The organism is Parachitinimonas caeni (assembly GCF_030129945.1).
Taxonomy (GTDB): domain Bacteria; phylum Pseudomonadota; class Gammaproteobacteria; order Burkholderiales; family Chitinimonadaceae; genus Parachitinimonas; species Parachitinimonas caeni.
This window is the reverse complement of record NZ_JARRAF010000065.1, coordinates 1-10,596: the sequence shown is the minus strand read 5'-3', so window position 1 is coordinate 10,596 and position 10,596 is coordinate 1. Positions and strand designations below refer to the sequence as shown.

The 10,596-nt window shown below is 54.7% G+C and carries 12 protein-coding genes; 6 read left to right on the top strand and 6 right to left on the bottom strand.

All coding sequences use genetic code 11. The features are described from left to right. Together PZA18_RS23015 and PZA18_RS23010 are read left to right on the top strand one after the other, a co-directional pair. Nucleotides 1-1,022: RHS repeat-associated core domain-containing protein (locus PZA18_RS23015; protein ID WP_284103242.1), on the top strand; the 1,022-nt coding region annotated here is incomplete at its 5' end. Between the two features lie 12 nt (nt 1,023-1,034). Beyond that, nucleotides 1,035-1,370, top strand: coding sequence for a hypothetical protein (locus PZA18_RS23010; RefSeq protein WP_284103241.1), 336 nt, complete (start codon nt 1,035-1,037; stop codon nt 1,368-1,370). 466 nt (nt 1,371-1,836) lie between these two features. Here the strand turns inward: PZA18_RS23010 and PZA18_RS23005 are convergent, their stop codons facing one another. Beyond that, nucleotides 1,837-2,868 carry a LysR family transcriptional regulator gene (locus PZA18_RS23005; RefSeq protein ID WP_284103240.1) on the bottom strand — a complete coding sequence of 344 codons (1,032 nt, stop codon included), beginning with the start codon at nt 2,866-2,868 and terminating at the stop codon, nt 1,837-1,839. Between the two features lie 139 nt (nt 2,869-3,007). Between PZA18_RS23005 and PZA18_RS23000 the strand changes: the two genes are divergently transcribed. The 3 genes from PZA18_RS23000 (at nt 3,008) to PZA18_RS22990 (ending at nt 5,315) form a co-directional block, all read left to right on the top strand. Beyond that, entirely contained in the window at nt 3,008-4,000 is a 993-nt protein-coding gene (locus PZA18_RS23000; RefSeq protein WP_284103239.1) for an MBL fold metallo-hydrolase, read from the top strand. A 47-nt stretch (nt 4,001-4,047) separates the two neighbouring features. Beyond that, a complete protein-coding gene (locus PZA18_RS22995; protein WP_284103238.1) occupies nt 4,048-4,380 on the top strand; it encodes a hypothetical protein in 333 nt (110 codons plus the stop codon). Nucleotides 4,381-4,682: 302 nt separating this feature from the next. After that, a complete protein-coding gene (locus tag PZA18_RS22990) occupies nt 4,683-5,315 on the top strand; it encodes a DUF4166 domain-containing protein (RefSeq protein ID WP_284103237.1) in 633 nt (210 codons plus the stop codon). Here PZA18_RS22990 and PZA18_RS22985 read toward each other — a convergent pair. Both PZA18_RS22985 and dgt read right to left on the bottom strand, forming a co-directional pair. Beyond that, nucleotides 5,284-5,763, bottom strand: a complete 480-nt coding sequence (locus tag PZA18_RS22985) for a hypothetical protein (RefSeq protein WP_284103236.1) — start codon at nt 5,761-5,763, stop codon at nt 5,284-5,286. The genes PZA18_RS22990 and PZA18_RS22985 overlap by 32 nt on opposite strands. A 132-nt stretch (nt 5,764-5,895) precedes the next feature. Continuing rightward, on the bottom strand, nt 5,896-7,377 hold the full coding sequence (gene dgt, locus PZA18_RS22980) for a dGTPase (RefSeq protein WP_284103235.1): 1,482 nt from the start codon (nt 7,375-7,377) through the stop codon (nt 5,896-5,898). Nucleotides 7,378-7,604: 227 nt separating this feature from the next. Here dgt and PZA18_RS22975 point away from each other — a divergent pair, with 227 nt between their 5' ends. Further along, nucleotides 7,605-7,922, top strand: a complete 318-nt coding sequence (locus PZA18_RS22975) for a hypothetical protein (RefSeq protein ID WP_284103233.1) — start codon at nt 7,605-7,607, stop codon at nt 7,920-7,922. Between the two features lie 54 nt (nt 7,923-7,976). Here PZA18_RS22975 and PZA18_RS22970 read toward each other — a convergent pair whose 3' ends face one another. The 3 genes from PZA18_RS22970 to PZA18_RS22960 form a co-directional block, all read right to left on the bottom strand. Beyond that, nucleotides 7,977-8,543 carry a YbhB/YbcL family Raf kinase inhibitor-like protein gene (locus PZA18_RS22970; protein ID WP_284103232.1) on the bottom strand — a complete coding sequence of 189 codons (567 nt, stop codon included), beginning with the start codon at nt 8,541-8,543 and terminating at the stop codon, nt 7,977-7,979. 59 nt (nt 8,544-8,602) lie between these two features. Beyond that, nucleotides 8,603-9,490 carry a helix-turn-helix transcriptional regulator gene (locus tag PZA18_RS22965; RefSeq protein WP_284103231.1) on the bottom strand — a complete coding sequence of 296 codons (888 nt, stop codon included), beginning with the start codon at nt 9,488-9,490 and terminating at the stop codon, nt 8,603-8,605. A gap of 133 nt (nt 9,491-9,623) precedes the next feature. Continuing rightward, on the bottom strand, nt 9,624-10,199 hold the full coding sequence (locus PZA18_RS22960) for an HNH endonuclease (protein WP_284103230.1): 576 nt from the start codon (nt 10,197-10,199) through the stop codon (nt 9,624-9,626). Nucleotides 10,200-10,596: the final 397 nt, after the last annotated feature.

Genomic DNA, 10,596 nt, shown 5'->3' with positions numbered 1-10,596 from the left:
CCCTGGCCCAACTGAGCGGCCCCACACCCAAGCCGCAACCGGCCCCGAAACTGGACACCATCCAGCTCGACCCCACCCAACGCAAAATCCTGCAAGCCCTGCCGCTAGAGCAACGTGCCCAGGCCCGTGCCGACATGCTGGCCAGCGCCCATGCCATAGCCCAAGCCCGACGGCAGATGGCGGCGGCGAATGAGGGGGAGGGGGATGAAACCGATAGCCACGACGAGGCAGACGAAGCCGCAACAGACAAAAAGGCGAGCGAAGCGACCGCCCCCTTCCACATCTACTACTACCACCCCGACCAGATCGGCACCCCACGCGAACTGACCAATGCTGAAGGCCAGATCGTCTGGCGCGCCGAATACCTGGCTTGGGGCAATACCCTGAAACTACACTGGCTGACCGATGCCGCACCGGTAGAACAGCCGCTACGGTTTCAGGGCCAGTACTACGATGAAGAGACGGGGCTGCATTACAACCGCTTCCGCTATTACGACCCGGATTTGGGGAGGTTTGTTAGTCAGGATCCGATTGGGTTGCTGGGTGGAAATAATTTTTTTGAATATGCATTAAACCCCACTGGATGGGTTGACCCACTTGGTTTGGCAGCATGTAATCCACGAATTAATATTAAAAAGCTCTTTAAAGGAGAGGTGCGGCAGAAGAAAAATGGCCTGAAGGCGGTAGGTTTTCATCATCGCGGGTCAATTGGCTCGGATAGTGGGGCTCGAATTACTCGCATAACGGATGCTCCTAATGCTCAAGGAATTTATAGAGCCAAAGTGGAAATTAAAGATCCCACCTCGGGGCAGTGGGTTACAAAGAGTGCTAGCTCGACTTTCTATCCAGACTCTTGGTCGAGAGCTCGTGTATTAGAAGAGATAAAATCAGCATATGCCGATGCCTTAGCAACGGGTCAAGTTGTTGGTGACAAATTTACAGGAACCTCGTGCAGTGGTGTTAAAATTGAAGGATTTATGGATGGCAACGGAGTGCTGGATACCGCATATCCAGTAATGTAAGCGGAGTCTGATATGAGTATTGAGTTTTATTATGATGAATTTGGATTTGCAAGATCCAGAGCAGTTGGAAACTTTAAATTGCTGGCTGATTATTGTATCTCGGATATTCAGAGAAGTTATACTTCTTGCAGCGAAATGCTCGCCGTTCTTGAAATGGTTAAAAGTGGCAAGCTGGGTGAATGGCATGGAAATGGCAATGCATATAGCGTAGAGATATACCCCGATAAGGTCTTTATAGAATGCGATTATCGGGATAATGATGCGGCGATTTTCTCTCTGGATGAGTATAAAGCTGGGGTGGAAGATTGGGAGAGATTTATTAAAAATACCACCCCAAGTGAGGGGTGAGATTAACTACCAAGTTTCGCCAAGGTGGGAGATAAATTTTTTAATAGAAAAGGTGCCTAAAAGACAGTCTGATTTATGCCAGAATCGCACTTTCGGAGCTTGTAGATGATTTTAACTCTGTAGTGAGTTATCAGCTCTAAAAAGAGGATTGCATAACTGTCAAATTCCGCTTGTTTGTAGTTTTGCCTGGCTCAGTTGGGTTAAGTTTTGAGTCTGTGATTTGAACCGTGTTTCGGTCAGGTGCTGCCAGCTGCAATCCCAAAGCAGAAGGCCGTAGCGGCAACCAGTGGCCACGGCTGGCCACCTGCTACTGGGCTGACTCTATCGCGACGGCTGCTTAACTACTTCCCGGTACGCCGTCGGCGAACAGGAGGTTATCGTTTTGATCCGTCCTCAACTTGTGGGAACCCCAGCATCTACGCGATCCGGCAGGGTGAGTCGGATCTAAACTTCAAGCAATTGCGGTTCAGGTGGGTGATGGTCGTAGATCTTCGGGTGACAAGCTTTCCATTGCCACAGATAGTTCATTGTTTGGCGTGGAACGTGTGGGGGTGATGTCCGTATTGCCGGGCGTATCGTTAGGTGGCGCAATCAACGACTGGATGACCGTGAGTAGCCATTGCAGTGCGGGATCTTTATCTCGTGTGGCATGCCAGATCATCGATACGGTAAACGCTGGCAGAGGGATGGGGGGCTGGCAAAATGTCAGGCCAAAGCAATTCTGCCAGATCTCTCCCAAGACAGACGGTACTGTGGCGATGGCTGGAGATTGTCGTAGCACTGCTGGCAATGCGGCAAAATGTGGGGTTGAGAGCGCAACATGACGGTTTAATCCGTTTTCAGCCAAGGCCTTATCCACCACGCCTTGAAACGCTGCCCGATAGCTGACCAGCAAATGCGGGTAGTGCAGATATTGGCTCAGGGAGATCGGATCGGCAACGGTCAACTGACCTGGGGAGTACACGCAGCAAAAACCCATCTGCTTAAGCGGATGGCGGCGCAACCAGCCCGGCCCTTCGGAAAAGGCCGCAATACCGATATCCACTTCCTTCTTTTCCAGCATTTCTGCCCCTTGTTGCGGCGCACAGGCTTTGACGGCAACACGTACCTTGGGGGCAACTTTCTGTAGCCTGGCAAACAACAACGGCGTCAACCAGATATCAATCCAGTCCGGCATTCCAATGGTGAACAGCCGTTCGTCACTTGCTGGATCAAACACAGGCTGCATAAACAATGTGGCCTGCAACTGCGCCATCGTTGGTGCCAAGGCGGCCTCCAGCGCCAACGCCTTGCTGGTGGGTTCCATGCCCTGTGCAGTTCTTACCAGCAGCACATCGTCGAACAATTCACGCAAACGGTTTAGGGCGCCGCTGACGGCGGGCTGACCCAAATACAGGCATTCTGCCGCTCGGGACACACTGCGTTCTCGCAGCAGCACCATGAAAGTCACCAATAAATTCAGGTCGATGCCACGAAAATCTTTTTCGATGATATTCATTATCTAATTAATCGATTTGAATGATATTGGTGCGCATTGGATCATCGTCACTCAGCCAAGGCAATGGCCACGATGCAACAACAAGCCTCATGCCTGTAGCTTTTTTCTGCCCATAACCCACCACTACGAGAACCACACCATGTCCGCTATGCGCCAGGCACTTTCCCGCACTGCTCTGATTGCCAGACTGACCACATCCGCTCTCCTGAGTAGCACGGTGTTGTTTGCGCCCATTGCGCAGGCTGTACCGCCTCAGATTAAGACTCAGGCGCCAGGCTACTATCGCATGATGCTGGGCGATTTCGAGATCACAGCGGTGTCTGATGGCACGATCACCATCCCGATAGACACCCTGCTGACACGTACCACTCCGGCTGCAGTACAAAAGCGGCTGGCGGCGCAATTCCTGAAGCCACAGCTGGAAACCTCAATCAATACCTACCTGATCCACACCGGTTCACGGCTGATATTGGTTGATACTGGCGCTGGGGACTACTTCAAAGGAAAAGGCGGCGGACAATTGATTACCAATCTGAAGGCCGCGGGCTATCAACCAGAAGATATCGATGCGATTCTGTTGACCCATATTCATGGCGATCATTCGGGTGGTTTGTCTGCCTTTGGCAAGGCCCTCTTTCCGAATGCAGTCGTCTATGTTGATCAACGTGAAACCGAGTTCTGGCTGAACCCTGCGAATGAAGAGCATGCTGCAGAAAACCAGAAGCACGGCTTTGCCAAGGCGGCCGAGATGCTTGCCCCATATCAGGCCGCTGGCAGGGTGAAAACATTTCACGGCAATACACAGCTCTTCCCGGGCGTCAGCAGCGTCTCCTCCTACGGCCACACGCCGGGGCACAGCTTCTACGCCATTGAAAGCCAAGGGCAGCAATTACAGCTGTGGGGGGATCTGCTGCACGCCAGAGAAATCCAGTTCGCTACACCGGGCGTCACCATCAAGTTCGATGTCAACAGTGAAGTCGCTGCAGTCCAACGCGAGAAGGCCTTTGCTGACGCCGCCAGGCAAGGTTACTGGGTCGGTGCTGCCCATATTTCCTTTCCGGGTATCGGCCATATCCTGAAGGCCGGTAAAGGCTACAACTGGATTCCAGCAAACTACAGCAGCAAGCCATAACTGCTGGCAAATGCCCAAGCATTTGTAGCTTGTTGTGGAAGTGTCTCGTGGCCTGGCAGCCCCGGTTGGCGCCAGCGGGTCTCTACGATCAGGCCGTCGATGGCATTCTTCATTGCTACTACTACCGGCTATTGAACGACCGGCGGACCCCATGCGAAGGCATCGCCGCCCGATACTGGCCCGAGGTCCGCCCCGGCTTTATCAGCCTGCAACCGCTGCCCGACTTTACTACCGATGGCAAACCCAGCCTCGTCAGCGACTATCACTACAAGCCTTTCGGCAACCTCATCGAAATAGCAAACCAGCCAGATCCAGTGCTACCACCACGATGCCGAGCCGGTAGAGCAGAAGCTATGGTTTCAGGGGCAGTACTACGATGAATAGATGGGCCTGCATGACAACTGCTTCCGCTTAGACGACCCGGATTGGGGGGTAGTCAGGGCCTTTCTGGAATACAAGGTAATGACGAATTTATTTTCGTATGTGCCAAATCCGATTATTTGGATTGATTCTTTTGGGTTGGAATAAGCGCCAAGTGCGGCACAAAGGCTGGGAGTAATCCTCGACGTTTTAAGAATACGGTGGTTTACTTTTGCTTCGAAGAATGATGATAGGCTTTATTGAGTTTTTAGAATAGACGTCAAATAGTCAGTGTTTGTTTTATTGGCTCGGGAGCGAAATTGTGGGTGATTATCGTGAGACGGGTTTTCCTTCTGAGGGGGAGTTATTCAAGCGGGTATTGGGGGCTGAGTGGAAGACGCTGCATCCGGATATTCAGCGGCGGTTTGATAAGAATCCAGCACCGGGAAAGCCGCTGCGTTACTCAGGAGTGTTGAGTGAGTTGTCGTGTTCTTGGGCGGGGCGGGTGTTGGGGTATCTGACCTTGCCTTTTATTAAAGGTGCGTTGATGCCTTATTGTGATGCCGATTTTCCTGTGGATATTGAGGTGTATTCCCTTCCTGATGATCCGGCTATTTTCAAACAGCGGATTTATCGGCTGCATGGTCGCAAGCCAATTCAATTTACGTCGTTTATGCGCATGAGCGAGCGGGGCGAAGTTTTGGAGTATGTGGGCATGGGGCTGGGAATGAAGTTGTTGTTGAGTGTGGAGGGCGGGAATCTGTTTTTTACCAGCGATGGGTATTTCTGGCAGGTGTTGGGGTGGCGTATTCCGATTCCGGGCTGGTTGTCGCCGGGCAAGACGTTTCTTTGGCATCGCAACGATAGCCCGGAGCAGTTCAATATCCGCATTGAAATTCGCCATCCTTGGTTTGGCAGAACTTTTACGCAGGTTGGTGTGTTCCATGAGGTCTAGGTTCTGGTGATGTTTGAGTGTTGCCGGCATCGGGCCGGGGGGTGGGGGGATTCGGGTGTGGCGCGTTGGGGTGTAGTCCTTGCCAGAAGCTGACGGCGCTGGCGAGGGTGCCGGCGAGTACAACGCCCAGCAATGAGGCGAAATCGCGCCAGGCATCGGGGGCATCAAAGTCGCGGCCCAGCATGGGGCGGCCGAGTATGGCAACTGCGGCGAGGGCAATCAGGACGGCGAATGCCAGGCAGTGCCACAGTGCGGGGGGGCGTTGTTGATACCACAGTTGATGGCAGAAGCCGCCAATCAGTAGTACGAAAGGGTAGAACACCGTGCAGCCAACAAGCAGGATGCCCACGGCGCCGTTGCTGTCCTGACGGATGATCCATTCGCTCAGGCTGGCAATGGCGATACCGGTAATCGGGCTGAGCAGGTAGGCCAATAGGGTTCGCGACATGGTGGGGTCCTTTCATCACGCGGTAGGGGCAGTGATGGCAGTCTGACAAGGCTGTGTGAGGACTTGATGCGCGGTGTGTGAAGGGTTGGTGTACACGCCAGGTTGGGCTGGCGTGTGGGCGTGCTCTGAGGTTTATTTGACGGCGATGCCGTGGAGTAACTGATAGGTTTCGAGGGCGTAGTTGTCGGTCATGCCGGCAACGTAATCGACGATCAGGTGTGCGCGATGGTGCCACTCTTCCGCTCGGGTAAGGTCGTCGTGACGGGTGGCGTGGCGGTAGCAGTCCTGCAGTTTGCTGGGGATGCGGTTGCAAAGCCGATATTCGAGATCCAGCCGATGTTCGCGGATAGCGTCGGCGTCATCGTCAATCAGTGCCCGGAATTGATGGTGCTTCAGCCCAAGGATTCTGGCGTACTTCTGCAATATGCCGTGAATGATGTTGTAACCGGCAATTTCGATATTCTCGGCTTCTTTCGAACGTACAAACACGCGGGTCGCAATGGCGCGCAAGGCGTGGTGGATTTCGCCGACCCAGGTATGGGCGTTCAGCAATTCGATCTGCTCTCCCGCGATGATCTGGCTGTGGTTGTCGACAAAGGTGGTGGCGGCCCGCTCGATGCTTTCCCTGATCAGATCAGTACGGAAAGGCGTCAGGCCCAGTGGTTTGCTGTGGCTCTTGTTGGGCCGGGTTTCCGTGTAGTGACGCACAAAGCGGGTGGCTTCGGATTCGCTGTGCTCGTTTTTCAGCTCGCGATAGAGCAGGTCGAAGAACAGGTCTTCGGTCAGCAGGTTCTTTTCGATGCCGTCTTCAATGTCGCTCAGGCAGTAGGCAATGTCGTCGGCAGCTTCCATCAGGTAAACCAAGGGATAGCGCCGGCCTTCGGTAATTCCCAGGGCTTTGACGACACGATGGTAAGCCTCGGCATCCGAGACAAAATAACCCGCTTTGCGGCTGTAGGCAGGCGTCGCCATGCCGGCACGGCCCATTTCGGCGAATTCCCGCTTCTGGGCGGATGAATACGGATATTTGATGGAGGCCGCCATTTGGCTGGCTGTCAGGTTCAGCCCGCATCCATCTTTGCTTTGTGTGCGGCTGACGATACGGAACCCTTGGGGATTGCCATCAAACAGGTAGAAATCGTCCAGCCAGTTGCCGATATCGTCGATATTCACCAGCTTGCGCAAAATGGCTTCGCCATTCTCGCGGAACCAGTCGGAGATGGCCGCTTCGCCCAGATGGCCGAAGGGCGGGTTGCCGATGTCGTGAATCAGACAGGCGTTTTCCACCAGGCTGACAAAGCTGGCGCAGTAGGCGTAATCAAAATGCTCATCCAGCAGCTGCTTTTCGCGCGCTTTGGTCAGCACGGCTTGTGCCAGATAACGACCGACAATGCTGACTTCCAGTGTGTGGGTCAGCCGGCTGCGCACGGCCGCATTGGTTTCGAGCGGGAAGACCTGGGCTTTTTGCTGCATACGCCGCAAGGCGCTGGAGTAGACAATGCGGCCCCGGTCGCTTTCGATTTCCTGATGTGTGTTGCGACCCTTCACCGGATCTTCACACAAGCGGCTGCCGAGTATGGTTTTGACGTAAAACTGTTGAAACTGTGATGCCATGTATTCTTCCTTGTGCAGAGGGTAGCCGGCTTCCCATTTTTCAGACGCGGGCCCGCACTTAGCTGATGCGTCAGGGCGGTTTCAGACTGGCGGAGTCTTGGCGGGATTGCGTACAGGAGGCGGGTAGTGGGTTTACCCGATGAAGGGGGCGGAAGCCGCCGGCTACTTGTTTTTAATTAGCGCTACGAATAGCTTAAGCCTATTTGAGCCAGCAAAAAAGGCCATCCATGAAAACCCTGCTGTTTCTAATGCTCGTGGTCGGCAGTGCCCTGGTCCATGCGGAGGATCTGGCGGGCAGCAACCCGACCGGGGCTGAACGGGTCTGTACCCTGAGTAGTGGCGCCCAGACAGAGCTTGGATTCGCTGATGCGATCAAGCAATGCAAGCGGGGGGATATTCTGGACATGAGCTGGCTTTCCAACCAGCAGGCAATGCAGGTGTGCGATTTCACCAAGGCTGTGGTTTATCACCCGACCAAGGGGACGCTGATAGCGTGTGTCTATACTGGCGCCCGGCGGCCGGTGATCAAACCTGGATTGCAGTAAGGCGCAGGCGGCTGGTCACGGTGCAACACCCCGTGACGCAGCCTTGCAAGGTGTCTATCGACCATAGACGGCGGTCAGCACCGTTTTCTTGATCAGATTCTGGTGAAGAAAATAACCCAGCATCGCTGCTGGCGTGTTCTCGTCGAGCGGCAACTTGTCGGTCTTCAGTGCATAAACCGTGAACTGATAGCGATGGGGCTTATCGCCGACGGGTGGGCAAGGGCCACCAAAGCCGGGTTTGCCGTAATCGACCCGACTTTGAATGCTACCGGCGGGGGCCAGCTTGGCTTGTAGATTGCCGGCATCTTTGGCCAAGGTGCTGACATTGGCGGGGATATTGAAAATCGCCCAGTGCCACCAGCCACTACCGGTCGGTGCGTCCGGGTCGTATACCGTGACGGCAAAGCTCTTGGTTTCGGCCGGTGCACCTTGCCAGGTCAGGGCGGGGGAGATATTGCCACCCTGGCAACCAAATCCATTGAATACCTGTTCATCGGCAATGCGCCCACCCTCTTTCAATTGCGGGCTGCTCACGGTGAAGCCATCGGCCATCGCGACCGAAGCAGATAACAAGCCGGTCATTGCCAGCCAAGCGGTGCGCTGTTTCAGAAATGTTCTCATTGCATGGTCTCCATTCATTCGATACCCGCCGGGGCGAGCGACGAAACCATCATGCCCGACTACGACATGGCTACCTGTTCGGTAACCGCCAAAATCTGTTCGCTTTCGCTCACCGATGCACGAAATTCGGATGGTGGCAGGCCAAAGCGTTTACGGAAGTTGCTGGTAAAGCGCGAAACCGACTGGTATCCGCAGTCGTAGGCAATCTGATAGACCGGTACCGAAGTTTGTAATAGCTGCGCCAAAGCCGAGCTCAGGCGTAGCTCATATAGCAAGTCGCGAAAGCCTACGCCTTCTGCATGCAGTCTGCGTCGCAAGCTACTTTCACTGGTGGCGAGCCGGTGGCAGACCTCGGCCAGCTGCCATTCACGCCCCAAATCGGCGGCAAGCACGGCTTGTACTTTCTGGCTCCAGCTTTCCTGATTCAGCGAATACGACAGCAGGCGGGCATCCTGCTCCGCCAATACCAGCAGGACTTCGATCAGGCGATGTGCCTGTATCCGTGGTTCAGCGGGGGAGGCAAGGTAATGCTTGAGCGAGGCCAGCAGTACCTCGTCGCAAGTAAATTTCAGTACACCGACGTCAGTGTGTTGTCCGATCTGCGCAAAGTCGTGGATTTTGCGCAATCGCTCAAGCTGTAGATGGGTGAACGGGATGATCAGAGCCCGATATTGACGGCCGTCTACATCCCGTTCATTGCATAGATTGAAGCTGCCGGGGGCCGGTATCGCCAATGCAGCCCCCGCTTCGCATGTGACTTTGCCAGGGGTGTCGAAGATCACCTTGCGCCCGGATAACACCACCACAATGCAGTGCTCATAAAATGGCACATGGCTGATGTGTACAGTGTTGGCGCAGGAAATCAGGCCCAGATGCTTGAGCGGCGATTTACCATGGCTGGCCGGCTGGGTCTGTAGCGAATCAATGAGTGCGATGAGATCGTTCATGGTCACACCTTACGTCAGCATGACCACAAATTGAAGAGAGCTCCGCCAGTGGGAGGAGCAGACATGGGCCCATGCCGAGACTGATCCGACTAAACGCGGGCGGCGCCGCCCGTGCCGCGAATGCCAACAGAGCCTAGCTCAGCCTTTGCCGGCTGTGTCTTGGCAGTTTGGCCATCAGATACGCCTGCTGATCGGCCAGCACATTCCGGCCACTCAACAGGAAGTGCTCGAATCGGCAAGGGGTATAGGGCACATAAATCAGCGGCCGGAACGTTTCGACCAGCTTCGAGCCTTTCTCCTGATTGCAGTCACGACAGGCCGTTACGCAGTTGGTCCAGCTGTCGAGCCCGCCCCGGCTACGTGGCATGACGTGGTCCCGGGTCAGCAATCTCTGCGGAAACACTTCAGCACAGTAAGCGCACTGATTGTGGTCGCGCCGGAACAGCAGGTGGTTGTCGTGGCTGCTCAGGGTTAGCGGCGCCCAGATTTGCGAAGCCATGATGTCGCTGCCGGCCGTGGCGATAATCGGCGCAATAGCAATGCGCGAGCGCACGCCGTCGTAATTGGTACCGCCCACAAACGTCAGGCGATCATCACCAAGTTCCCACGCTACCTTGCCTTTCGCATATTGCGTCACGGCTTCTTCCGGAGTCAGCCAGGCATAGGGCCGGCCAGATATGTCGAGCGTAAGAACTTGCTGCATGGTCATGATGATCACCTTCGTCTCATTTGATTTTGGATATAAATTGAAATGTGGCCGCGCTCGATACCGCGCGCGGGATGCGGTCAAATCTTGGTCGGGAGAGGCTTTTTGCCACGGCATCTATCCAGATCCGGCATGGCACAGGCACCGCCGAAGCGGATCCCGGGTACAAAGACAGCGTTGTTGCACCGTGCAGAAACAACAACTTAGTAAGCGCCTTTATTGGTTATAGCGCGAGTACCGTCAGTCTGGAATGAATTTTGAATGTTAGGCTCTGTTGACATTTTGATTTCCGGATCGCGTTTCGTCGGATTTGGGCCTGATGCAAGGCGAAAAGCGCGCCGCTTAGTGGGCTAAGCAAGCGATTTTTAACGCGGCAGCAGGCCCAAATCCGGCGAAACCC

Bases quoted from the DNA above. Each gene is read 5' to 3' on its own strand.
- PZA18_RS23000 (WP_284103239.1), top strand. From the start codon at position 3,008: ATGTCCGCTATGCGCCAGGCACTTTCCCGCACTGCTCTGATTGCCAGA.
- PZA18_RS22970 (WP_284103232.1), bottom strand. From the start codon at position 8,543: ATGAGAACATTTCTGAAACAGCGCACCGCTTGGCTGGCAATGACCGGC.
- dgt (WP_284103235.1), bottom strand. From the start codon at position 7,377: ATGGCATCACAGTTTCAACAGTTTTACGTCAAAACCATACTCGGCAGC.
- PZA18_RS23010 (WP_284103241.1), top strand. From the start codon at position 1,035: ATGAGTATTGAGTTTTATTATGATGAATTTGGATTTGCAAGATCCAGA.
- PZA18_RS22985 (WP_284103236.1), bottom strand. From the start codon at position 5,763: ATGTCGCGAACCCTATTGGCCTACCTGCTCAGCCCGATTACCGGTATC.
- PZA18_RS22960 (WP_284103230.1), bottom strand. From the start codon at position 10,199: ATGACCATGCAGCAAGTTCTTACGCTCGACATATCTGGCCGGCCCTAT.
- PZA18_RS23005 (WP_284103240.1), bottom strand. From the start codon at position 2,868: ATGAATATCATCGAAAAAGATTTTCGTGGCATCGACCTGAATTTATTG.
- PZA18_RS22975 (WP_284103233.1), top strand. From the start codon at position 7,605: ATGAAAACCCTGCTGTTTCTAATGCTCGTGGTCGGCAGTGCCCTGGTC.
- PZA18_RS22965 (WP_284103231.1), bottom strand. From the start codon at position 9,490: ATGAACGATCTCATCGCACTCATTGATTCGCTACAGACCCAGCCGGCC.